Annotated in this window: 24 protein-coding genes; 11 read left to right on the top strand and 13 right to left on the bottom strand. The window is 64.9% G+C overall.

The window, feature by feature from the left end:
• Positions 1 to 21: 21 nt before the first annotated feature.
• From ACFVTE_RS03015 to ACFVTE_RS03025, 3 genes are all read right to left on the bottom strand, one after another.
• On the bottom strand, positions 22 to 1,863 hold the full coding sequence (locus ACFVTE_RS03015) for a glycoside hydrolase family 15 protein (RefSeq protein WP_387096641.1): 1,842 nt from the start codon (positions 1,861 to 1,863) through the stop codon (positions 22 to 24).
• Positions 1,864 to 1,914: 51 nt separating this feature from the next.
• Positions 1,915 to 2,823 carry an SDR family oxidoreductase gene (locus ACFVTE_RS03020; protein WP_387096644.1) on the bottom strand — a complete coding sequence of 303 codons (909 nt, stop codon included), beginning with the start codon at positions 2,821 to 2,823 and terminating at the stop codon, positions 1,915 to 1,917.
• Positions 2,824 to 3,011: 188 nt separating this feature from the next.
• Positions 3,012 to 3,584, bottom strand: coding sequence for an NADPH-dependent FMN reductase (locus ACFVTE_RS03025; protein ID WP_387096647.1), 573 nt, complete (start codon positions 3,582 to 3,584; stop codon positions 3,012 to 3,014).
• A gap of 82 nt (positions 3,585 to 3,666) precedes the next feature.
• On the opposite strand from ACFVTE_RS03025, the gene ACFVTE_RS03030 reads away from it, so the two are divergent.
• The 5 genes from ACFVTE_RS03030 to ACFVTE_RS03050 all read left to right on the top strand — a co-directional run bounded on the left by ACFVTE_RS03030 (position 3,667) and on the right by ACFVTE_RS03050 (position 6,618).
• Positions 3,667 to 4,161, top strand: a complete 495-nt coding sequence (locus tag ACFVTE_RS03030; protein ID WP_387096650.1) for a MarR family winged helix-turn-helix transcriptional regulator — start codon at positions 3,667 to 3,669, stop codon at positions 4,159 to 4,161.
• Between the two features lie 166 nt (positions 4,162 to 4,327).
• Positions 4,328 to 5,272 (top strand): DUF5996 family protein, encoded by a 945-nt coding sequence (locus ACFVTE_RS03035; protein ID WP_387096652.1) that lies wholly within the window; start codon positions 4,328 to 4,330, stop codon positions 5,270 to 5,272.
• 30 nt (positions 5,273 to 5,302) lie between these two features.
• Positions 5,303 to 5,662, top strand: a complete 360-nt coding sequence (locus tag ACFVTE_RS03040; protein WP_387096655.1) for a UBP-type zinc finger domain-containing protein — start codon at positions 5,303 to 5,305, stop codon at positions 5,660 to 5,662.
• Between the two features lie 261 nt (positions 5,663 to 5,923).
• A complete protein-coding gene (locus tag ACFVTE_RS03045; protein ID WP_387096658.1) occupies positions 5,924 to 6,229 on the top strand; it encodes an esterase/lipase family protein in 306 nt (101 codons plus the stop codon).
• Complete coding sequence (locus tag ACFVTE_RS03050) at positions 6,193 to 6,618, top strand: alpha/beta fold hydrolase (RefSeq protein WP_387097141.1); 426 nt, start codon at positions 6,193 to 6,195, stop codon at positions 6,616 to 6,618. The genes ACFVTE_RS03045 and ACFVTE_RS03050 overlap by 37 nt, the downstream gene beginning before the upstream one ends.
• Positions 6,619 to 6,777: 159 nt before the next feature.
• On the opposite strand, the gene ACFVTE_RS03055 is transcribed toward ACFVTE_RS03050, so the two are convergent.
• The gene (locus ACFVTE_RS03055) at positions 6,778 to 7,629 is read right to left on the bottom strand and encodes a VOC family protein (RefSeq protein ID WP_387096661.1); all 852 of its coding nucleotides are present in this window, start codon (positions 7,627 to 7,629) and stop codon (positions 6,778 to 6,780) included.
• Between the two features lie 635 nt (positions 7,630 to 8,264).
• Here ACFVTE_RS03055 and ACFVTE_RS03060 point away from each other — a divergent pair.
• Positions 8,265 to 8,852: an HdeD family acid-resistance protein gene (locus ACFVTE_RS03060; RefSeq protein WP_387096664.1), complete on the top strand. Its 588-nt coding sequence runs from the start codon at positions 8,265 to 8,267 to the stop codon at positions 8,850 to 8,852.
• A gap of 335 nt (positions 8,853 to 9,187) precedes the next feature.
• Here the strand turns inward: ACFVTE_RS03060 and ACFVTE_RS03065 are convergent, their stop codons facing one another.
• A complete protein-coding gene (locus ACFVTE_RS03065) occupies positions 9,188 to 9,328 on the bottom strand; it encodes a DUF6480 family protein (protein WP_387097143.1) in 141 nt (46 codons plus the stop codon).
• A gap of 234 nt (positions 9,329 to 9,562) precedes the next feature.
• Positions 9,563 to 9,958, bottom strand: coding sequence for an MBL fold metallo-hydrolase (locus ACFVTE_RS03070; RefSeq protein WP_387096667.1), 396 nt, complete (start codon positions 9,956 to 9,958; stop codon positions 9,563 to 9,565).
• Positions 9,959 to 10,510: 552 nt separating this feature from the next.
• Here ACFVTE_RS03070 and ACFVTE_RS03075 point away from each other — a divergent pair.
• The 5 genes from ACFVTE_RS03075 (at position 10,511) to ACFVTE_RS03095 (ending at position 13,912) form a co-directional block, all read left to right on the top strand.
• A complete protein-coding gene (locus ACFVTE_RS03075; protein ID WP_387096669.1) occupies positions 10,511 to 11,011 on the top strand; it encodes a VOC family protein in 501 nt (166 codons plus the stop codon).
• 26 nt (positions 11,012 to 11,037) lie between these two features.
• A complete protein-coding gene (locus tag ACFVTE_RS03080) occupies positions 11,038 to 11,205 on the top strand; it encodes a hypothetical protein (protein WP_377950776.1) in 168 nt (55 codons plus the stop codon).
• On the top strand, positions 11,202 to 12,572 hold the full coding sequence (locus tag ACFVTE_RS03085) for a dihydrolipoyl dehydrogenase family protein (RefSeq protein ID WP_387096672.1): 1,371 nt from the start codon (positions 11,202 to 11,204) through the stop codon (positions 12,570 to 12,572). Before ACFVTE_RS03080 ends, ACFVTE_RS03085 begins: the two co-directional genes overlap by 4 nt.
• A gap of 14 nt (positions 12,573 to 12,586) precedes the next feature.
• The gene (locus ACFVTE_RS03090; protein ID WP_387096675.1) at positions 12,587 to 13,351 is read left to right on the top strand and encodes an SDR family oxidoreductase; all 765 of its coding nucleotides are present in this window, start codon (positions 12,587 to 12,589) and stop codon (positions 13,349 to 13,351) included.
• 99 nt (positions 13,352 to 13,450) lie between these two features.
• The gene (locus ACFVTE_RS03095; RefSeq protein ID WP_387096678.1) at positions 13,451 to 13,912 is read left to right on the top strand and encodes a hypothetical protein; all 462 of its coding nucleotides are present in this window, start codon (positions 13,451 to 13,453) and stop codon (positions 13,910 to 13,912) included.
• A 19-nt stretch (positions 13,913 to 13,931) separates the two neighbouring features.
• On the opposite strand, the gene ACFVTE_RS03100 is transcribed toward ACFVTE_RS03095, so the two are convergent.
• From ACFVTE_RS03100 to ACFVTE_RS03130, 7 genes are all read right to left on the bottom strand, one after another.
• Positions 13,932 to 14,258 (bottom strand): DUF6510 family protein, encoded by a 327-nt coding sequence (locus ACFVTE_RS03100; RefSeq protein ID WP_387096680.1) that lies wholly within the window; start codon positions 14,256 to 14,258, stop codon positions 13,932 to 13,934.
• Entirely contained in the window at positions 14,255 to 14,992 is a 738-nt protein-coding gene (locus tag ACFVTE_RS03105; RefSeq protein WP_387096682.1) for a ferredoxin reductase, read from the bottom strand. The genes ACFVTE_RS03100 and ACFVTE_RS03105 overlap by 4 nt, the downstream gene beginning before the upstream one ends.
• A 10-nt stretch (positions 14,993 to 15,002) precedes the next feature.
• Positions 15,003 to 15,593 carry a sulfite oxidase-like oxidoreductase gene (locus tag ACFVTE_RS03110; protein WP_387096685.1) on the bottom strand — a complete coding sequence of 197 codons (591 nt, stop codon included), beginning with the start codon at positions 15,591 to 15,593 and terminating at the stop codon, positions 15,003 to 15,005.
• Positions 15,594 to 16,012: 419 nt separating this feature from the next.
• Positions 16,013 to 17,350: an MFS transporter gene (locus tag ACFVTE_RS03115; protein WP_387096688.1), complete on the bottom strand. Its 1,338-nt coding sequence runs from the start codon at positions 17,348 to 17,350 to the stop codon at positions 16,013 to 16,015.
• Positions 17,351 to 17,586: 236 nt separating this feature from the next.
• Positions 17,587 to 19,074: an aldehyde dehydrogenase family protein gene (locus ACFVTE_RS03120; protein ID WP_387096690.1), complete on the bottom strand. Its 1,488-nt coding sequence runs from the start codon at positions 19,072 to 19,074 to the stop codon at positions 17,587 to 17,589.
• 4 nt (positions 19,075 to 19,078) lie between these two features.
• Positions 19,079 to 19,972 carry a 4-hydroxy-tetrahydrodipicolinate synthase gene (dapA, locus tag ACFVTE_RS03125; RefSeq protein WP_387096692.1) on the bottom strand — a complete coding sequence of 298 codons (894 nt, stop codon included), beginning with the start codon at positions 19,970 to 19,972 and terminating at the stop codon, positions 19,079 to 19,081.
• A 48-nt stretch (positions 19,973 to 20,020) separates the two neighbouring features.
• Positions 20,021 to 21,406: a protoporphyrinogen/coproporphyrinogen oxidase gene (locus ACFVTE_RS03130; RefSeq protein WP_387096695.1), complete on the bottom strand. Its 1,386-nt coding sequence runs from the start codon at positions 21,404 to 21,406 to the stop codon at positions 20,021 to 20,023.
• Between the last annotated feature and the right edge of the window lie 177 nt (positions 21,407 to 21,583).

A 21,583-nucleotide genomic window follows, 5' to 3' on the forward strand; every position in this document is an offset into this window, starting at 1 on the left:
GACGAGCCTTTCCTTCATTTCTTAGCCGAGGGTGCGGTCGAGGTTGAACGCGGCGCTGATGAGGGCCAGGTGGGTGAAGGCCTGGGGGAAGTTGCCCTGTTGTTCGCCGGTGCGGCTGACCTGTTCTGCGTACAGGCCGAGGTGGTTGGCGTAGGTGAGCATCTTTTCGAAAGCCAGCCGGGCCTCGTCCAGCCGCCCGGCGCGGGTGAGCGCCTCGACATACCAAAACGAGCAGATCGAGAAGGTGCCCTCCTGCCCGCGCAGCCCGTCGGGGCTGGCTTCCGGGTCATAGCGGTAAACCAGCGAGTCGGAGACGAGATCGATGGTGAGCGCATCCAGGGTGGAGAGCCACTTCGGGTCGGTCGGGGAAATGAATTTGGCCAGGGGCATCATCAGAACGGCGGCGTCCAGGACGTCGCCGCCCTCGTGCTGGACGAAAGCGGCCCGGGTGGCGGACCAGCCGTGGCGCATGATCCGTTGGTAGATGTCGTCGCGGACCTGGCGCCAGTGGGCCATGTCGGCGGGCAGGCCGCGGTGGACGGCGAGCCGGATGGCCCGCTCGATGGCCACCCAGCACATCAGGCGCGAGTAGAGGAACTTTTTGCGGCCGCCGCGGGTTTCCCAGATGCCTTCGTCCGGCTGGTCCCAGTGGTCACAGACCCAGTTCACCAGGGCGCACACATCGTCCCACAGTTCCGCCGAGATGGGTTGTCCCCACTTGTCGTAGAGGTAAATCGAGTCGATGAGGGCACCGTAAATGTCGAGTTGGAGCTGGCCGGTGGCGGCGTTTCCGACCCGCACCGGTGCTGAATCAAGGTGTCCGGCCAAGTGGTTCAGTTCGTGTTCGGGCAGGCCGGTTCGCCCGTCGATGCCATACATGATCTGCAGCGGCCCGGACGGCCCGTCCGTGCGAAGGCTAATGCGCTTGGCCAGGAAACTAATGAACGACTCGGCCTCGCCGGTGAAGCCCAGCCGCAGCAGCGCATAGACGCAGAAGGCGGCGTCGCGAACCCACACATAGCGGTAGTCCCAGTTCCGCTCGCCGCCGATCTGCTCGGGCAAGCTCGTGGTCGGCGCCGCCACGATCGCCCCGGTCGGGGCGTAGGTCAGCAGCTTGAGCGTCAGCGCCGAGCGGTGCACCATCTCCCGCCACCGGCCGCGGTAGCGGGAGGAGGAGAGCCAGTGCCGCCAGAACGCGACCGTGGCGGTGAACTGCTCTTGGGCTTCGCCGCGTGGGCATCCGCGCGGTGCCACGTCCTCGCCGACGCGATCGAGGGCGAAGACTTCCGATTCGCCTTCTGCGAGGGTGAAGTACGCCTGAGCATCCTTGTCGTCGCTCTTCACCGGGACCGTGGTACTCAGGGCCAGGGTCAGATCCGCTGATTCAAACAGCACCACACCCCCGCGCTGCTGCACCGTGTGCTGCTGCGCGGCGTAGCCGAACCGCGGGGCGAGCCGCATCCGGAAGGGGACCGACCCCCGGACGCACACGACCCGCCGTATCAGCCGGTGCCGGGTGGCCTCTTCTGATCCGGAATCGGTGGTGACGGGCATGAAGTCCTGGATCTCGCCCACTCCGCGTTCGGTGAAAAACCGGGTGATCAGGACGTTCGTGTCCGGGAAGTAAAACTGTTTGGTCGTCGCCGGTGCATCGGCTGCAAGCTCGAACGAGCCGCCTTGGTCCGTGTCAAGGAGCGAGGCGAAGACGCTGGGTGAATCAAACGACGGGCAGCAGTACCAGTCGATGGTGCCGTTGATCCCGACCAGGGCGACGGTCCGCAGGTCACCGATCAGGCCATGCTCAGCGATCGGCACATACGATGAAGGTCTGCTCTGGCTCTGGCGGCCGGGTAGGTCGACCAACTTTTGCACCTTCCCTCGTTTACTGAGGCGTTTCCCTTAGACGTTCAGTGTTCAAGGGGATTCGTGGATGGGGTGTCCGAGGCTTGTGATGAGCCGTGCGATGGAGTGTTCGGCTGTGGGGACCGAGAAGACTTCACCCTGGCGGGTCGTGTTAGCCACGTAGCGGCCCGTCTCGAACCATTCGAGCATGGCGGCCATGTCCGGGGGGATCTGGAAGGCGCCGTCAGCGGCCTCGGCCGTTCCGGAGTTGCCGACCGGTCCTGGCCCCGCCGTGATCCGCCGGCCGAGGAGGTCGCTGGAAATGTCGGCGATGTCCTGGATGCTGAGGGGACGGTCCCAGCCAATATCGATCCGCTCCCCGGCGGCGACGTCGGCGTCGACGGCCGCGGCGAGGTACGCGGCGACCTCGGAGCTGAGGACGAACGTCAACGGGACGGTGGAAGAGCCCAACCATGAGATGCTGCCCCGGGCGAAGGGGTCTCCTCCGAAACTGGTGATCTGGTCCAGCAGGGCCCCGGGGCGCAGTGCCACAAAGTCGACGCCTTTCTCCGCCAGCCGGTCTTCGGCGAGTTTCTTGTGCCAGAAGTGCGGGACCTGGGGTGTCTGGTCGCAGGTTAGGATGCTGGTGAGGACAAACCTGCGGACACCGGCCTGCGCGGCGGAGTCGATGAGGTTGCGGTTTCCGACGACGTCGATGTCGGAGGTGTCGCCCTTGCTGTGGCCGGTGTAGCCTGCGGCGGACGTCACCACTGCGTCGACTCCGCGCACGGCGGGGGCTAGCGATCCGGGATCCATCATGTCGCCGCGGACAATCTCCACCCCGGCTGCCTCAAGCCGGGCAGCGTCTGATTCCGGACGTACCAGGGCCCGCACCTGCTTGCCGCGCTCCAGCAGCGCTGTGATGACTTGGCCGCCGAGGTACCCGGTGCCGCCGACAACCAGAACCGGTGAACTGCCCACAATTCGACTCCTTGTCTCATGGTAAGTGTGGGATGCTCCTGCCAGGGGCGTCAACACGCAAAAGCCCGGTCCGAAGCCGCGGCCGCCGCGGCAGGGCGCCGGCACGCTCGCCTGACCGTTTTAGGGTTTGAGGACCATCTTGCCGCGCCCGTCACGGCGCTAGGGTCACGACCAAACGGCGGTTTGCCTCAGGCAGCCTTCAGGGTCTCCCGCAGCGGTGCCAGAGCCGAGCTCCAGGCGATGACCTGGTCGAGCATCGTGGTCAGTGCCGGCAGGTTGTAGTCCCCGGGCCGGAAAACACGGAAGTTTTCAAACTCCGTGATCAGCGACAGCACCACCTGCTGGCGGACGTCGGCCATCTGGAGTTCGGCCGCGACCTGGCGCAGGTGCTCGACCGCACGCGTTCCCCCTGCCGCGCCGTAGGACACGAAACCAATGGCCTTGTTGTTCCATTCGGCGTACAGGTAGTCAAGGGCGTTTTTGAGCACGCCGGGTATGCCGTGGTTGTACTCAGGAGTGACGATGACGAACCCGTCGAAAGCGGCAATCGTGGCCGACCACCGTCTGGTGTGCTCATGCTGATACTGGCCGAATGATGGCGGCATCGGTTCGTTCAGATGCGGCAGCGGGTGGTCGCGCAGGTCGATCAGTTCGAATCCGGCGTCGGCGCGGCGCGAGGCGATATCCAGTACCCAGCGGGCCACCTGTTCGCCGTTACGGTTGGGACGGGTACTCCCGAGGATAATGCCGATCCTGGTCATGTCATTCCTCCTGCCTGAAGCCAGGATATTTATTTGCTGCGTCAAGCAAACTCTTGTTCCGTTGCTTTGTCAAGCAAGTATTATGGGCAATGTGAGAGACCAGCCGCAGGAGCCTCCCGTTCCGCTGACCGCGGCCGAAGAGGCATTCATGCGCGCTTTGGGGCGGGCGATCATCACCGTCCCGCGGGCCTTCGACGCCGACCTGCTGCGCGAGCAGGACATGTCCATGAGCGAGTACTCCGCGCTGATGCACCTGTCCGAGGCCCCCGACCGGCGGCTGCGGATGAGTGATCTGGCCACCACCTCTTCCCTGTCCCTCAGCGGCATGACCCGGATCGTCAACCGGCTGGAGGGCCAGGGCCTGGTGCGGCGGGAGCGGTGCGCGACAGACGCCCGGGGCTTCAATGCTGTGCTCACCGACGCCGGCCTCCAGCGCCTGCGCGCGGCCTGGCCGACACATCTGGCGAGCGTCCGCCGCCACGTGTTCAACCACCTGGACTCCGTTGATCTCCCCGCCATCACTGCCGCCTTCGAACAGTTCGCCGCTGATCACCAGGCTGCTGAGCCGCGGGACTGAACCGGGACACCCGTCGCCGTTGTCCGCGGTAACAGTACGGGAACGCCTCGACGCCGGCCCCCAGCGATCCCGAGAACGGGCGAACACCGGAAACGCGGGATAATCAAGGAACCAGATACGGCGCCGCATTATGACCGCCGTAGTGGCCGTTCCAGGGAGATAACGGATGGCTGACGCAGAGTTAGTGCTGTGGCCGGAACTCACGCTGTCGGAATGGCAGGAGACCCGGGACACCCTGCACTTATGGACGCAGGTCGTCGGCAAGATCCGCCTGGCGCTGGAACCGATGATGAACCATTGGTGGCAGGTGACACTATACGTCTCCGCCCGCGGTCTGACCACGTCACTGATGCACACGCAAGGGCACAGCCTGGAAATCGAATTTGATTTCGCTGCCCACGTGCTGGAATTGCGGCAAACCAACGGCGACATGAGACGGGTTTACCTCAAGCCCCGTTCGGTTGCCGACTTCTATGCCGCGACGATGGCTGCCCTCGATGAACTCGGTGTTGAGGTGAAAATATGGCCACGGCCGGTGGAGGTGCCCGAAGCCATCCCGTTTCCCCTCGACGAGCGGCACTGCGCATATGATCCGGCCGCTGCACACCGGTTCTGGCAGGTGCTGGTGCAGGCACAAAGGGTCATGCAGGTGTTTCGGTCCCGCTTCTCCGGCAAATCCAGCCCGGTGCATTTCTTCTGGGGCGGATCGGACTTGGCCGTCACCCGCTTTTCCGGCCGGCCCGCGCCCAGGCATCCCGGCGGGGTGCCCAACTGTCCCGCATGGGTGCAGGAGGCCGCCTACAGCCATGAAGTGTACAGCTGCGGGTTCTGGCCCGGCGGCAGCGACGAGGGCTCCTTTTACGCCTACGCCTACCCGGAACCGGCTGGCTTCACCGGTTGGCCAGTGAAACCGGAAGCCGCGTTCTACGATGGCGCCATGAGGGAATACCTCCTCCCGTACACGGCCGTGCGGACAGCAGGGAACCCCGACGCAACGCTGCTGGAATTCTTTCAGAGCATCTACGAGGCAGCGGCAGAACTGGCAGGCTGGGACCGGACAGCACTGGAATCCCCGCATCTTTCCGGAACATCCCGCAAGGGCCGACAATGATGTGGCACTCGCCGGAAAGAGGAGCGTCCCGTGGCAGCTGAGCAGATCCCAGACATCAACCCTACGGCGCCACCCAGCGGGGAAGGCTGCCTGGAATGCCTCTCGGGCAACGGCCCGGGATGGTGGTTTCACTTGCGCCGCTGCGCCGCCTGCGGACAGATCGGATGCTGCGACTCCTCACCCTCCCAGCACGCAAGCAAACACGCCCGCCAGTCCGGACACACCTTCATAGTCAGCTACGAACCTGGCGAGGACTGGTACTGGGACATCAAAACCGGCCAATACTACGACGGGCCCCCGCTGGCCCCGCCCACCTCGCACCCCGACTCCCAGCCGGTCCCCGGCCCTGAAGGCAAAGTCCCCGCCGACTGGCAGCAACACCTGCATTAGTGACCGCGGAGTTGACCACGCCGCCGCGCGGACGCCCACGGACCCCGGACCGTCCGTTGAGCCAGGCTCCGGGAACAGGCGGGTCGAGCCGACGCACCGTGACTCTAGGGACCACCCGCGGCAGCCAACACTGTTTGTGTCCACTCACCCATCCGGCGACGGGATCAACGAACCACCCAACGGGCAAAATTGGGTCTGGCGGCAGGCGCCGCCCGGCGCTAGCATCCGGTTGTCATTCCTTTCGAGAGCAGGGAAAGCCCGATGTCTGAAAATTCAGTAAAGAATGTTGTGCTGGTGCACGGCGGATTCGTCGACGGGTCAGGCTGGCAGGGGGTGTACGACGTGCTGACCGACGAAGGCTACACCGTAAGGATCGTCCAACACCCCACCGTGTCCCTGGAAGACGACGTCGCCGTGACAAGGCGGGCAATCGCCGGCTGCGACGGCTCCGTCGTCCTTGTCGGGCACTCCTATGGGGGCGTTGTCATCACTGAAGCCGGCACCACGAAAACGTCGCCGCCCTGGTCTACATCGCCGCGTTCGTACCGGACGCCGGCGAATCCGTAAACGCACTCATCGCCGACCCGCCGCCCGGCGCACCGGTCCCGCCCATTCTCCCGCCCCAGGACGGATACCTCTTCCTCGACCGCAAAAAGTTCGCCGAATCCTTCGCAGCCGATGTCCCTCCCCGGCAGGCGGCGTTCATGGCAGACTCCCAAGTACCCTGGGGCATCGGAGCCCTCCAAGGCGCGGTCACCAAGCCCGCATGGCGGGATTTACCCAGCTGGTACCTGCTCACCACCGAGGACCGGATGATCCCGCCGGAAGCCCAACGCGCGATGGCCGGACGGGCCGCTTCGTCGGTTACCGAGGTGGCAGCAAGCCACTCGGTATACGTCTCACAACCGGACGCCGTCGCTGCACTGATCAAAGAAGCCGCCACACGGCACATCTAATACCGCAGTCGCCTCTCCGGACCTGCAAGGTGACCAACGCGGGCTGCTTCAGCATTTTGCCGGCAACCCGTTAGACCCCGGGGCCGCGCCGGTGGAACACCTGCATCCCAATAGCGGATTTGCGTCCTGTCAGCGCGGCCCTGACGCGTCCTTGGGACTTCATGCAGCCCCCGATCCGTACGGCCGTGTGATCACCTCAAGGAAATGCCCGTCCGGGTCCGCGAAATAGACGCCGCGACCGCCGCCGTTGTCGTTGATCTGCTGCGGACGGGACCGTCCCGGATCCGCCCAGTAGGGGATACCCCCGGCCTGGATCCTTGCGAAGATCCCGTCGAAATCCTCCTCGCTGACAAGGAAGGCATAGTGCTGCGGGGCGATGGGGCGGTCCGCAGTGGCGAAATCCAGGGCCACTCCGTGGTCAAGCGGCACCGTCACGAAGGACCACATAGCCTGAGGTTCTGGCAGTCCGAGCACGTTGGCTAAGAACTTTGCCGAACGATGCTTATCCGTTGCGTAGACGATGGTGTGATTGAAAGCGACCGTCAAGGCGACCTCCTCCGGCGTGGTTTGTCTGAGACCATCTGATCTCCAGCACCCTTCAGATTTCAAGAGCGTGGATTTGGCACCCTCGTCCCGTTCCTTTTCATACCGGCGAACGTTAGAGACTCTGCCCGGGTTCGGCTTCGGCACACTGGCGTCCTCGCCATCTACACAACACTCGTCATGGGCGTCCCGGTCCTGAGACTGCACCAGTCCGGGCATCCAAGAACGCCGCTGCCATCCTCGTATCCGTTCCGGCGCAGGAAAGCGGCATCGGCTCGGCCGTTCAACAATGCGGCGGGTTGCCCTGACCGTTGCAGCCATGCTCTTTGCTGGCGGTGCCGTCTCCGCGCCGGGAATCAGGAACCCGGCATCGACGCCGCCGTGGCAGGAAGCGTCACAGCCCCTTGGCAGGATAGAGAGTTCCTGGATACCCAGCGGCGCTTCAGCGTTCGAGGTAATCGTCGACAACCTGAACCACACCCCAAACTGACGTCAGCGCCGCCTGGCAAGGGACGATTTGGGTTGTGGGCGGAGCTCCGGCTTGCTCTCAGACCCCCAAATTTCAACATGGGACGTAGGCAACCCATCCACTTCAGGCTGAATCCACCAATTCCGGATTCTTGGGGTTATTGCACCTGTTCTCGAACTGCCCCACGCCCCGGTTTCCTTCCCCAAACTGTCAGGGTGGGATCTGAGAGCATCATGAGCCACTGTCTAGAAAAAGGGAATGCGGCTCTATTCCGACGCGAGCGTGGCTTAGTCGTGGCACCCGGAAAATCCTGAACGTCGCTGGAATTGAACTTTTCGCCGATTCCCTTGGCCACGCTGGAGTCCCTCGCCCGCCGGTCTGACGGACACCTCCAAGGGGAAGTTCGCCGCTGCAGGACGTTGCGCCTGCCTCTATTGTTTCTGTGCCTCGAGGTCAATACTGGACATGGGAGACCAAATCCCAGATGAAACTGCGCGTGCAATTCTTCGGGTGGATGAGAGCCGTGCCAAGACGTCGGCACGCGGCGAGAAGGCTCGGGCCGTCGCCCCCACCGCCACGCTGACAGGCGCGGCCAGTTCACATAAAAGTTTCAGTAGCTCCGTGAGGTGAAATCATGTCTGATTTTGCGGCACAGAGATCGTTCGAGGGAGCGGGGACTGCGCTGTTCGTCCGCGGCGCCCTCGCCATCCTTTTCGCGATCGCTGTGATGCTCTGGCCTGGCGTTACCGTCCTGGCCCTGATTTATTTGTTCGGCTTCTATGCCGGAGTGGATGGAATCGCGAACATCGTCCATTACTTCTCCGACCGCCCCCGCCGGTCCGCGTGGGCACTCGTTGGAGGGATCGTGTCCGTGCTCGCGGGCATCGTCGCCTTCATTTGGCCGGGCGCCACAGCCGTGTCGCTGGCAGTGGTGATCGGCGCGTGGGCCCTCGTTCTGGGCGTAACCCAGATCGCCCTCTCCCTGGAGGCGAAGAAGATGTTGAGATCCTGGTGGACCTGGCTGGCCAGCGGCATTGTGACCGCATTGTTCGGCCTCTATGTCCTCATCCTCCCGGGCGCCGGCATCCTCAGCCTCCTTGGACTGCTGGCAGCATTCGCCTTCCTGTTCGGCGTTCTGCTCCTGGCAGCAGGCTTCCAACTCAGGGGCTTCGCGGCCGGGGCGGCGTCGGAGCATCGCGGGCCAACACCTTCGACGCCCTAGCGCCGCGGCACCAAGGGGTCGAAAGGCTGGGCCGGCCGGGACCGTTTAACAGAGGAAGCCCCGGACACGCTCCGCCGTTGCTGTACGTCGTGCTCCGAAGCCCTTCGGAACAGCACGGCCACGATTTAGAGGCTGATGGGCAGAACCCGCTCTCCGGGTTCTGCCCATCCCCCACCCTGGCCAGGCTGCTCCCGCAACATGGAGGCCGACCAGCGCCCTGAGATCTGGGCTTAGTGGCGATCGCAGCCTGGGCTCACGCAACCCGCCTGAAGTGCCCCCTTCAGATCATGGTGGCCCCTACGGTTCAGGCCCCACGATGTAACCGACAAAGCACATCAGCGACAAAGCGACATTAGGACCACTGCGGCGATGGCGGCCATCCAGAGAATCTGGGTGCCCTGCTTTGTGCCGTTCTCATCGTGACCAACCGGCCCGGTTGTCGCGGCTTCGGCCGGAGGGGTCTCGCCTGGCGGCACTCCGCTTCCCGGTTCCAAGCCAGTGATCTTGTCCTCATATGGGTCGGGATTGCTTCCTGATAAGGTTAATACCTTGGTCGTGGTGCCGATGTCTTGATCAGGGTGACCGGCGTGGCCGGTCCCAGGCTGCGCGGCCCTGCCCGTCTGGAATCCGCTCCCCTTGGCCGGCAGTAATCTTCTTCGCCCCGGCGCACACGCCTCCGCGTTCTCGCCGTGAATACCTGGTGGGGGCTTTTAGGCCAAGCCGAACATCAGCCAGGCTTGGTGGGCGGCCCAGTACGGGTACAACCGGCCCATGGTATTGAACAGCTCCTGGTAGGTGGAGATTTCCTCCTTCAGTCCGCTGAAGTCTGGCAGCTGGCCGGGAAGGAGCCTGTGGTAGAACTCCACCGGCTGTTGGCGCGCCAGTTCCATCGTCTTCGGCGTGGCGATGGTGCGTGCGCCGGGGAAGCGGCGGAGCAGCACACTCAAGCCCCCGAAGTGGTCGAGGTGACCGTGGGTGATGTAAAGGGTGGTGAGGTTGCGGTGGTGAAGGTTGACCCACGCCGCAAGCGCCTCAGCCTCGGCGACGGTAGTGAGCGGGTCCACCAGGACCGCGTCGTTCTCGCTGTAGATCAGCGTCGAAGTCATCGGGTCCCAGGCCATCGGCGGCCCGAACGGCCGGGGTTTGTCCTCCGCCAGAGGCTCTCCGGTGCGTCGAAAACGTTGAAGCTCAGCGCGGACGTCATGTCAATCGGTTCCTCGGTGAACATGCCCCCGATTCCGAGGATCCGGCCAGGGCCCGCCGGAAAGTTCAGCCCTTGGCCGCGGTTCGGGACCTGGCTGGCCCCCGGTGACTAATGCATCTGTTCCTGCCCCGATTGCGGGAAGTCACAAGGGGACGGTGCTGGCTGGATGGCTGCAGCGGCGTTGCCCGTCACGAGGGTCAGGCCAGGCGCTCCCCCCTGCGTCCGACCGTTAGGTTGCCCCCTTGACTTCCGCCCGGGATGAGGCCACTGTGGGGTCCCGAGGGCAGCGTCCCTGGCCGAAGAACGGCTGGGGGGCGACAAGGAAGAGCGCATGGCGACCCCCGCAACGCAAGCCCTGCTGCATTGGGCTGGTGCCCGCCGCAGGTATGCCTTCCCGGGTCGCCGGTGAGTCCGGTGCCGCCCTTTCATGGCGCGCCCGACTGAGGAGGCCGCGATGAGTACTGTCGAGGAAAGCAAACAAAGTGTGGCGGGCAGCCCCCCGGTGAGGCCCGGGGAGTTCAGGCTCGAGGTCGTTGTCGTGCCGGTCTCCGACCTTGAGCGGGCCAAGCACTTCTACGCGGGGCTGGGGTGGCGGTCCGACGCCGAAGCGGCCGTCGAGGACGGCTACCGGCTGATGCAGTTCACGCCCCCGGGTTCGGGCTGCTCGATCATCTTTGGTGAGGGAGTCACCTCAGCGGCGCCGGGCTCGCTGCAGGGGCTGCACCTGGCGGTGTATGACATCAACGAGGCCCGGGCCGACCTCATCGCGCGCGGGGTCGAGGTCAGCGAGGCGTTCCACGACCGCACCGGTGTCTTTCACCATGCCGGAAACGAAGGACGCCTGGAAGGCCCGGCCGAGGGACACCGGGATTACGGCTCGTTCGCATCGTTCAGCGATCCGGACGGCAACGGCTGGATCCTCCAAGAGATCAAAACACGGCTCCCGGGCCGCTGAACGCTGAGCACTGAAAGGAGAGACTGATGGCCACGACCTACGAATCCGCGGCCGAGCTTGCCGAAGCCCTGAGGCGGGCCGCGGAAGCCCACGGCAAGCACGAAGAACGCACAGGCCAAGAAGATCCGAACTGGCCCGACTGGTACGCGCTCTACATGGTGCGCGAGCATGCCGGTGAGGAATTGCCGACATGAACAGCGACTACGACGTGATCGTCATCGGCGGCGGTTCGCCGGGCGAGCACTGCGTGGGCGCCCTCGCCGAGGGCGGGCTGCACGTGGCAGTGGTGGAACGGGAACTGGTGGGCGGGGAGTGTTCGTACTGGGCGTGCATCCCGTCCAAGACGCTGCTGCGACCCGGGGAGGCGGTCCATGCGGCCCGCGAGGCAGCCGCCACCGCCGAGGTCGACGCCAAGGCCGCACTTGCCTGGCGCGACTTCATGGTCTCGGATTACTCCGATGCCGGACAGGAACGCTGGCTGGCCGATAACGGCATCGACCTGCTGCGCGGCACCGGCAGCCTCGCCGGTCCCGGCGTCGTCGAGGTCGACGGCGTCCGGCACAGCGCCCGCCACGTGGTCCTCGCCAACGGCGCCGATCCCGTCATCCCCCCGGTCCCTGGCCTGCGCGAACTCGAGGGGGTGTGGACCAGCCGCGAGGCGACCTCCATGAAAGCCGTCCCCCGCCGCCTGCTCATCCTCGGTAGCGGCCCGGTCGGCGTCGAAATAGCCCAGGCCGTGCACCGGCTCGGTGGCGAGGTGGCCCTCATCGACCGGTCCGATCACGTCCTCGGACGGGAACCGGCGCCCCTGGGCAAGGCACTCGGCGACGTTTTCCACAACGAAGGCATCGAACTCGTCCTGTCCGCCAGCACCTCCGCTGCCCGGCGCGACGGCGAAGACTTCGTCCTGGCCCTCGACGACGGGCGCGAACTGCGCGGTGACCGGTTGCTCGTGGCCACGGGCAGGCGACCCCGGGTCCGCGGCATCGGCCTGGAAACCATCGGCATCGAGCCCGACACCCACGGAATACCTGTCGATGCGCACCTGCGCGTCACCGACGGGGTGTGGGCGATCGGCGACGTCACCGGAATCTGGCCACTGACCCACGTCGGCAAGTACCAGGGAGATGTCGTCGCGGCGAACATTCTCGGGGAACCGCGGGAAGCAAACTACGACGCCGTTCCGCGGGTCACCTACACCGACCCCCAGGCAGCGGCCGTGGGCGCGGCCGAGGGCCGCTTCAGCGCGAGCGTGCCTGTCTCCCAGGTGTCCAAGACGGCGACCTATACGCGTGCCTACGCCGAAAGCAACGGCTTCCTCACGCTCATCAGCGATGGCGAACGACTGACCGGCGCATATGCGCTCGGCCCCGAGGCCGGCGAGTGGCTGCAGCAGGCCACCCTGGCCATCCGGGCCCGTGTCCCGCTCGATATCCTGAACGACACGATCCAGCCGTTCCCGACATTCTCGGAAATTTACGTCCCCGCGCTGAAGGCACTCCGCGGGCAGATCGCGGCCGCATCCACGCCGGTCGGCGCGGGACCGTCCGCGGCGGACTGACGGGAGGTGATCCGATGAGCAGCGAAGCCGCCGGCCCGCCGTCCCCGCGCGAGCCGGGATTGCCGGGGCAAACCGTGGTGGTGATCGGCGGAAGCGCCGGCATCGGTTTGGAAACCGCACGGCGTGCCAAGGCCGCAGGCGCGGAGGTCATACTCGCCGGCCGTGACGCCGCGAGACTCCAGGACGCGGCACACGAGCTCGGAGCCCTGGACACAGCGGCATTCGACGCCAACGACCAGGGCGCCCTCGCCGGGTTATTTGAACATCTCCCGGGACTGGTGGACCACGTCATGGTCACCGCCGGGCGCCCTTACTACGCACCCCTTGCCGACATGGACTTCGACCAGGCGCGCCACGCCCTGGCGGCATCCGCGATGCTAATGCTCGGCGTCGCCCGCTACTCCGCGGGCAGAGTCCGGCCAGGAGGGACCTTGCTGTTCATGAGCGGGACCGGGGGCCGCCGTCCGGGGCCAGGGTTTGCGATCATCTCGGCCGTCACCGCCGCGCTTCCCGCTCTGGCAGCCAACCTGGCCCTGGAGATCGCGCCCGTCCGGGTGAACGTGATCGCCGCAGGCTTCGTCGACACACCCCTGTCCGCCTCGCTCCTCGGCGCTGGCCTCGACGAGCGCCGCAGCCAGCTCCGCACCACCTTGCCGATCGGCCGCGTCGTTGGACCGGCCGATGTTGCAGCGCTGGCCGTGCACCTCATGACCAACACAGCCCTGACCGGGGCGACGTACGACATCGACGGCGGCCAGCAACTCCTCGAACAACACTGACGCGGGACGATCCTCTGCAAGCGCGGGCGCTGAGATCGGCAGCCACGCAAATGCCGCCGGCAGACCCCGGAGCCGCATTGAGAAAGAATAAGGAAAAAAATGACCACCATCAAGCTGCAAGCGACCACGAGCGCAACTCCCGAACAGTTCATCGCCGCCCTGACCGACTTCGGCCCCGGGCGTGCAGAGCTCTTCGGGAACAGCGCCGACAAGTACCTGCAGGTTCACGACCGCGGGAAAACCCAGGCCGACGTGACCGAGGGCTCCAGCGGAGTCTGGGAACGGCTGCACTACGACTGGTCGAACCCGGCCCACGTCGTACTTACCACCACCGATTCGAACGCATGGGGCCGAAACTCCGGCCACACCTACGACCTCAGCGTGAACCAGGACGGCACGACCAGCGTGGACTACACCGCAGTCCGGGAAGGTAAGAACCTGCGCGGACGGCTACTGGAAGCTGTTGTCGCAAGCATCGGCAAGAGCGTCCTCGTGAAGGCCTTCCACAACACCGTGAAGGTGATCGAGGCCCGCGCCCAGTCCCGCAAGGCGGCCGGGTAACAGGGCTGCCCCCGGGGCCCTACTCCCCGCGGTCGATCTGCAGATAGCTGAGGCCGCTCAGGTCCAACCAATAGTGGGTTGGTGTCTCCACCAATCTCAGCAGCACACCCTGGCAGTCACGGCACCGCACCACGATACCGGGCGCATCGGTGAAGACCATGGCTTCGCCGAAGGCCCTGACTGAGCCGCAATGCAGGCAGCGTCCGAGCGCTGCGATGATGTCGATGCGGAACACTTCGGACAGGGCGCCGGCTGCGGCATTGCCGTCCACGTGGGGGACCGGGTCGTGGGCTGATGCTGCAATATCCTGATCTTCGGAGGCAGCGAAGTCGTCGGCGCCGTTCACCGGATACCTCCCGTCCCGCCAAACCGTTCAGTCTTTATCGACCCCGGCGAATAGCCGGCCGTCACAAGCCAGTCCGCAACAGTCTCCACGAAAACCGTTTGGCCGCAGACAAACACATCCGGATTCTCCTCGGCTGGGAAGATCTTGCCCAAAAGGGTATCCGACGTAACCCGCGCCGGCGCGACCGGCCAGCCTTCCGGCGTCGAACGCGTATAGACGTAGTCGACCATCAACTTGGCCGATTCCCGATCCAATCGGCGCAGCTCTTCCCGGTACAGCGACGTCTCGGGCGACTTCAAGGAATAAAGCAACCGGAACGGGGCCGCATTAGTGGAAGCCTGATGGGCCCGGATCATCGACATCAGTGGCACCACACCTGACCCTCCCCCGATCAGCTGCACCCGGTTCTCATTGCTCGGCCGCCACACAAACCAGCCGCCCACCGGTCCCCTGATTTCCAACCGATCCCCGACCGCCAGGTCACGGACAAGGTAAGGCGACACTTCGCCGTCGGGCAGCTCGTCAACAGTGATTTCCAGATGCTCATCCGATCCCGCGGACGCCACCGAGTAGGAACGGATCGCGGCGTACCCGTCATCGGCGGTAAGACGAATGTCAATGTGCTGACCGGCCAGATGTCCCATCAAGCCATCCACGCGCAGCCGAATCGTGCGGGCCGTGGGGCTTTCCTCGACCCCGCCAACCACCTCGGCGACATGCCATGCGGTGCTCACGGCATCTGCCTCACGAGTACCGCTCCTCGCGCCACGGATTGCCGTGAAGGTGGTAGCCATTCGACTCCCAGAATCCCGGTATGTCTTCCCGTGTCAGTTCCACGCCGTGAATCCACTTGGCGCTCTTCCAGAAATACAAATGCGGCACCAGAAGCCGTGCCGGTCCGCCGTGGGCCCGTGCAAGCGGTTGTCCATCGTATTCCCACACCACCCAGGCCTTGCCGTCCAAGAGATCCCACAGCGGAACATTCGTTGTGTACCCGCCAAAGGAATGCGCCGTGGCGAAGTCGCTGGTCGTTTCGACGTTTTCAAAGAGCGTGTCCAATGAAACCCCACGCCACACCGTTCCCAGTTTTGACCAACTGGTCACGCAGTGAATGTCTTGAGTGATTTTCTCCTGCGGCAAGGCCATGAATTCGTTCCAGGACCAGGAGAGCCGCTGGCCGCTCTCCACGCTGATGAAAAACTCCCATTCGTCAACGGAGATAAGCGGAGCAGGCCCGGCGGTGAGGACGGGAAAGTCCTGCGTCTCATGCTGCCCAGGAGGCAGTGCAGGATTCTCGGACCGCCGTCCACGGAAACCGGATGAAACGATACCCATGATGCACCTCCCGGGTGGAGCTCCACCCGGCCATCGACCGTTGATGCCCCAACCATAGGACAACGTCTGTTCGTGGTCCAGGCATCAACAGGACTCAGCCACGACCAACCAAGGCGAGGTCGAAGGGAATCAACTGCCGGCTGCACCTGATGCGCGGTACAGGCCCCAACCTGGCGAAAAGACCTGTAGCTCTTGACGTTTGTCTGGGAAGGCCTTAGAACTCAATCCCACGTCTAAGAGGGCTGGAGGCCGACGAACGAAAAGCCCGGGCCCAGCTCCTGCAGCGTTTCTGTGATCCGGCTGGTCAGCGAAGTTACGCCTGGAGTGTGGAAATGGTGCCGGACTGAAACGTCCGGCACCATGTTCTGGTTGTGGTGGATGGCACACGGGGAGCCTTCCCCGGTGGCAAGGCGGTGTTGCTAGTGTGAGTACCCGGCGGCCGCTTCGGTGAGCGTTTTGCCTTTCGTTTCCGGGGCGAGCCACTGGGACAGTGCGGCGCCGGCCAGGGCGACAAAGGCCGCGATCAGCATGGTCGGGCCGGGCCCGAAGTTCTCCATCGACAGTGGCATCAGGAACGTGCCGATACCTGCTCCGACGCGGCTGACGGCAGCCGCGAAACCGGTTCCGATCCCCCGGATCTCGGTGGGGAGGACCTCTCCGGGGTAGACGTTCGTCAAGGTGTTGTACCCGGCGTTGAAGAACGAGAAGATCAGGAACAGGACGAGCACTACGGGTGCCGGGGCACCCGTCCACAGGCCGATGACGGCGAGGACGACGGCGCACAGCCACTGGGTTGGTACGGTCAGTACCCGGCGGCCGACTTTATCAATGAGCAGGAACGTGATGACCACGCCGGCCAGGGCGATGGCGGAGAGGCCGACGCCGCCGGCGAGGCCGCCGGCGAGACCGTACTGGTCCAGAACGCTGTCAGCGAAGGTGGCGATGGCAAAGTACGGGGTCACGGCGCAGAACCAGAACCCGGAGATGAAAAGCGTCGAGCGCCAGTACTGTCTGGAGAACAGCATGCCGAAGCTGCCCTTGCGGACGTCCTCATGCTGGACGTCGTCAAGCGCGTCCTCCGGCATGTACTTGTAGGCGAGGGCGCGCGCTTCGTCCTTGCGGCCTACGCTCCAGAGCCAGCGCGGCGATTCGGGCATGCCGAGCCGGCCCAGGAACAGGGCCACGGCGATGAACGTGCTGGTCCCGAGGATAAAGTGCCAGCTCAGATCGGTGTATTCATTCAGCAGGTGGCCGATCAGGAATGCGATCATGAACCCGGCGTACCAGGCGATTCCCATGGCACCCATGAGCCGTCCGCGCAGGTGCGCGGGTGAGAACTCTGCCATCAGGGGCCAGCCGACGGCGTACTCAGTGCCGATCGCGATACCCATCAGCAGCCGGACCACGAGCAGCCAGACGGGTGAGTCGATGAAAAATTGCATGCCTGAGGCGATCGCGAACAGGGCGATGTCGAACATAAAGATCGGCTTGCGGCCCCATTTATCGGAGACCCAGCCGCCCAGAGGTGAACCGATCAAAATGCCGATGAGGGCTGCTGCAGCGATGAGTCCTTGCCAGACCACGGTGAGCTGCAGGTCTTTGGCCATCGTCCCGGATACTGGTCCGATGATGCCCAGGACGTAGCCGTCCAGGAACATCCCGCCGATAAGGACTGCGACCATTCTGATCAGGAAGCGTCGTTTGCTCGGCGTTGAGGCGAGGCTCCGGTGGGAGGTTGTGTTCTTCATGGATGACATGGCGTCACTCCTGGCGGGCTGGGATGGACGGGATGGTTTTCGCCTGATTCGCGACATTGAGAAGCTGGCCGACGGGCATTTTGACCTCCCGGTCAATGGGAAACTGAGCGGTGCTGATGGGCGGGGCGTGAGAAGAAGCTCCGGATCCCCCTGAGTTTGGGGGGTGGTACCTGGGCGCCGGCGCTGCTTGGGGCTGAGCCGGTGCCCAGGTACTGACGGATGGCCGGGACGGGAAATCAGCCGCGGTTGTACATGACGTGCTTGGTGCGGGAGAAGTCGTCCAGGGCGTAGCTGGAGAGGTCCCGGCCGTAGCCGGAACCCTTGAAGCCGCCCCAAGGCATTTCGGTCGCGATGACCAGGTGGGAGTTGACCCAGACGGTGCCGAAGTCCAGCTTCCGCGGAACGGTCAGCGACCGGGCGGAATCCCTGGTCCATACGGAGGCGGCCAGGCCGTAGATCGTCTCGTTGGCGCGGGTGACGGCTTCCTCGTCGGTGCTGAACGTTTCCACTGACACGACGGGCCCGAAGATCTCGTTGCTGGTGATCGCGGCACCGGCCGGGACGTTGGTGACCACGGTGGGCTCGATGAAGTAGCCCGGGCCCTCGATGGCGCGTCCGCCGACGGCGATGGTCAGGCCGTCCTTGCGGATGTCGTCGAGTGCTGCGAGGACCCGCTCGTAGTGGGCCTTGGAGATCATGGAGCCGATTTCGGCGTCGCCGGCGCCGGGGGTGCCGACGGTGATTTCGCTGATTTCCCGGACGAGCAGTTCGGTGAACTTTTCGGCCACCGATTCGTGGACCAGGACGCGGCATGCCGCGCCGCATTCCTGCCCGCCGTTCCAGAACCCGGCGCTGCGGACGCCCTTCGCGGCGGCCTCGAGGTCGGCGTCGGCGAAGACGACGACGGGTGCCTTGCCGCCCAGCTCGAGGTGGACCCGCTTGACGGAACCGGCTGCTGCGGCGGCGACCTTCTGGCCGCTGCCCACGCTGCCGGTGATGGCGACGAGGTCCACGTCGGGGTGCTCGGAGAGGCGGTTGCCCACCACGCGGCCGGGGCCGGTGACGATGTTCACCACGCCGGCGGGAACCTCGCCGGCGATGAGCTCGGCCAGTTTGAGGGTGGTCAGCGGCGTCTGCTCAGAGGGCTTGAGGACCAAGGTGTTGCCTGCGCCGAGGACCGGGGCGACCTTCCACGCGGCCATCAGCAGCGGATAGTTCCACGGTGTGATGACGCCGACGACGCCGACCGGTTCGCGGTGGATCACCGAGGTGTGGTTTTCGGCGTAGTCGTCGGCGCCGAGGGTGCTGTAGGCCCGGGCCGCGCCGGCGGAGAACCGGAAGGTGTCGATGGCGCTGGAGATGTCGTCTTCCGCCACGGCCGGGGGTTTGCCGGTGTTGGCGGCTTCGAGGGTTTCGAACAGCTCCCGGTTGGCCTCGATGATGTCCGCGATCTTCAGCAGGACAGCGGCGCGGTCCCGGGGCGTCGTTGCCGCCCAGGCGTCCTTGGCCGCGGCGGCGGCTGCCACGGCGGCGTCCACGTCCTCGGCGGTGCCGGCGGGTACCTGCGCCAGGACTTCCTCCGTGGCCGGGTTGACGATGTCCACCGTGGAGGTGGACGTGGAGGGGATGAACTTCCCGCCGATGAACTGACCGAACGGAGGAAGTGAAGGCGCCGGTGTCGAGTCCGCCCGGATGACGGTGAACAGTGCAGTTTCTGTCGTCATGGTCTTAGCCCACGTTCTGGTAGAGGGCGGACACGGCCTGCTGGACACGGGCCAGGTCGTCGGCGTTCAGGTCGGCGGTGGGGCGGCGCGGGGAGCCGGCCGCGATGCCCTGCCGGGTCAGGCCTGCCTTGACGGCCGGGATGAATGGCACGGAGAGGAGGGCGTCGATGACCGGGTACACCTTCTTCCACAGCTCCAGCGCACCGGCGAGGTCGCCTTCGGCGATTTTCCGGCTGACGGCGACGATTTCGTCGGGGACAACATTGGCGGTGCCTGCCATGACGCCGGCCGCGCCTTCGACCAGGGCGCTGTAGAGGTAGACGTCCCAGCCGATGAAGGTACCGATGACATCGCTGTGGTGGTGGATCAGCTGCAGCGCCTGTTCCCAGTTGGCGCTGGAGTCCTTGATGTAACGGATGTTCTCCACTTCTTCGGCCAGTGCACGCACGGTGGCGGGGTCCAGGTTGATGCCGGTGACCGGCGGGATGTTGTAGAGCATCACCGGTATCTTGACGGAGGCGGCGACGTCCTTGATGTAGGTGACCGTCTCTTCCAGTGAGAGCGGTTCGTAGTAGGGCGTGATGAGCATCAGCACGTCGGCGCCCAGCTTCTCGGCTGCCTGGGACAGCCGGATGGCCTCGGCGGTGGTGGTGGCGCCGGTGTTGGCGATGACCGGGACGCGTCCGTTGGCCTGGTTGATGACGGTTTCGATCAGGAGCAGCCGCTCTTCTGAGGACAGCGCGCCGACTTCACCGGTAGATCCGGCGGCGACAACGCCGTCGACGCCGGCCTCGATGGAGCGGTCAACGATCTTCCGGAGGGTTTCGACGTCGATGGTTTCGTCCTGGTTGAAGGGCGTGGAGAGTGCGGTGAGGACACCACGGAGGTTGCTGGTCATGGAGGATTCCTTACTTAAGTTCGTGGGATGTAGTCAGGGGATGGATGGTCAGGCGACGACGGACAGGCCGGAATGAGGCTGGCCCTGGCGGTGGGTGGCCAGTACGCTGGCTGCTTCCTGGGCTGCGGAGAAGCCGGTGGTGATGGAGCTTTCGGTGTACAGGGTTCCCAGGTAGTCGCCTGCCAGGAAGACGCGGTCCGCGCCCCTCATCAGGGTGGACTGAATCTTGGCCCGGCCCGGGAAGCAGTATGGGGAAGCGTTCTTCCACCGGTCGACCTTGGCTTCCACTACGCTGTCGGCGAAGCCGTGGCCAAGGACCTGGTCGAGGTCTGTGAGGTGGGTCTTGATGACTTCTTCCTCGGGCTTTTCCAGCAGGGCCTTGCCCAGACTTGCCGGGGAGAAGGTCATGAAGCTGCCGCCGGGCTTGCGGACGGACTCGGTCCCGCGGACGATGCTCGCCTGGTTCAGGGCGATCGCGAACGAGCGCTTCGGTGCTGCGATGGCGTAGATGTCATCCCACGGCTTGGCGGTTGTCTCGTTGGTCAGGAACGCGGTGCTGACGTGGGGGCCGTACTTGATCTGGCTGAGTGCCCCGCGCAGGTCCTCGGGAAGGTCCACGCCAATCTTGTGCGACACATCGGCGGTGGTGGCGAGAACCACCGTGCGGGCTTCAACCTCGCGGTCGGCGCCGTCCTGGCGGTACCGGACCACGACGGAATCCTTCTTGTGGACTACTTCCTGGACGGCTGCCCCGAGCTGGATGCGGTCCCCCATGGCAGCTGCGATCGATTCGGTCAGCGTGGACGGGCCGCCCACGATGCCCTGACTAAGGCCCTGGCCAAATCCGAGGACCAGGCTGAAGTAGCCGATGCCGGCGCCGGCGGAGATCTCGTCCATGTCGCCGGCTGAGCGGGTGACGGTGGTCTTGAATAGGGCGGCGGCGTCCTCGGACAGGTTGCCGATGAAGTCCTGGAAAGAGGTGCTGTTCTCAAAGTCGTAAATGCGCTGCTGCCGCATGGCACCGGATTCGCCCGCACGCTTGCGCACCACGCCGGTGTACTTGGCCACTCCACTGACCACCTTTAGACCGGCACGCATGGTGTCCACCCGGGAGGAAAACGACATGGGGATGCGGAACGGGTAGGTGGCAATGTGCCCCTTCTTGATGAACTTCCCGTTCATCGACAGGCCCTGCAGCGACCCCGGGATCTGGACCGCCATCACGCCGACCTCATTGAGCAGCGCGTCCGTGGAGGATCCGGCGCCGGCGAAAACGTGCCCGCCCCAGTTCAGCCAGTAGTCACCCCGGCGTTCGGAGCGGAGCCGTCCACCCACGCGGTCTCCGGATTCCAGGACAACCGTGTCCCAGTGCCGGAGCCGCCAAGCTGCCGAGAGGCCGGCGAGTCCGGCACCGACGATGACTACGTCTTTCATGATTCCCGTTCCTTGCTGTTGGTTGGTTTTGTGACCGCCCTGGGAGCGGCTATTGGCGCCACCCCATGGAAGGGCTTGCCTGCGCAAAGCCGTGTGACTCAAACCACTATAAAATGTGATCACAGATCACACAAGGCCTGCGGTGAGATTTTCCGAACGGGACTGTCCAGCTGATGA

Source organism: Arthrobacter sp. NPDC058097 (assembly GCF_042884885.1).
GTDB lineage: Bacteria > Actinomycetota > Actinomycetes > Actinomycetales > Micrococcaceae > Arthrobacter.

What these genes read in the sequence shown, in the direction of transcription:
- ACFVTE_RS03025 (WP_387096647.1), bottom strand. Translation starts at nt 3,584, where the DNA reads ATGACCAGGATCGGCATTATCCTCGGGAGTACCCGTCCCAACCGTAAC.
- ACFVTE_RS03030 (WP_387096650.1), top strand. Translation starts at nt 3,667, where the DNA reads ATGGGCAATGTGAGAGACCAGCCGCAGGAGCCTCCCGTTCCGCTGACC.
- ACFVTE_RS03035 (WP_387096652.1), top strand. Translation starts at nt 4,328, where the DNA reads ATGGCTGACGCAGAGTTAGTGCTGTGGCCGGAACTCACGCTGTCGGAA.
- ACFVTE_RS03045 (WP_387096658.1), top strand. Translation starts at nt 5,924, where the DNA reads ATGTCTGAAAATTCAGTAAAGAATGTTGTGCTGGTGCACGGCGGATTC.
- ACFVTE_RS03060 (WP_387096664.1), top strand. Translation starts at nt 8,265, where the DNA reads ATGTCTGATTTTGCGGCACAGAGATCGTTCGAGGGAGCGGGGACTGCG.
- ACFVTE_RS03070 (WP_387096667.1), bottom strand. Translation starts at nt 9,958, where the DNA reads ATGACTTCGACGCTGATCTACAGCGAGAACGACGCGGTCCTGGTGGAC.
- ACFVTE_RS03075 (WP_387096669.1), top strand. Translation starts at nt 10,511, where the DNA reads ATGAGTACTGTCGAGGAAAGCAAACAAAGTGTGGCGGGCAGCCCCCCG.
- ACFVTE_RS03080 (WP_377950776.1), top strand. Translation starts at nt 11,038, where the DNA reads ATGGCCACGACCTACGAATCCGCGGCCGAGCTTGCCGAAGCCCTGAGG.
- ACFVTE_RS03085 (WP_387096672.1), top strand. Translation starts at nt 11,202, where the DNA reads ATGAACAGCGACTACGACGTGATCGTCATCGGCGGCGGTTCGCCGGGC.
- ACFVTE_RS03090 (WP_387096675.1), top strand. Translation starts at nt 12,587, where the DNA reads ATGAGCAGCGAAGCCGCCGGCCCGCCGTCCCCGCGCGAGCCGGGATTG.
- ACFVTE_RS03095 (WP_387096678.1), top strand. Translation starts at nt 13,451, where the DNA reads ATGACCACCATCAAGCTGCAAGCGACCACGAGCGCAACTCCCGAACAG.
- ACFVTE_RS03110 (WP_387096685.1), bottom strand. Translation starts at nt 15,593, where the DNA reads ATGGGTATCGTTTCATCCGGTTTCCGTGGACGGCGGTCCGAGAATCCT.
- ACFVTE_RS03115 (WP_387096688.1), bottom strand. Translation starts at nt 17,350, where the DNA reads ATGTCATCCATGAAGAACACAACCTCCCACCGGAGCCTCGCCTCAACG.
- ACFVTE_RS03120 (WP_387096690.1), bottom strand. Translation starts at nt 19,074, where the DNA reads ATGACGACAGAAACTGCACTGTTCACCGTCATCCGGGCGGACTCGACA.
- dapA (WP_387096692.1), bottom strand. Translation starts at nt 19,972, where the DNA reads ATGACCAGCAACCTCCGTGGTGTCCTCACCGCACTCTCCACGCCCTTC.
- ACFVTE_RS03130 (WP_387096695.1), bottom strand. Translation starts at nt 21,406, where the DNA reads ATGAAAGACGTAGTCATCGTCGGTGCCGGACTCGCCGGCCTCTCGGCA.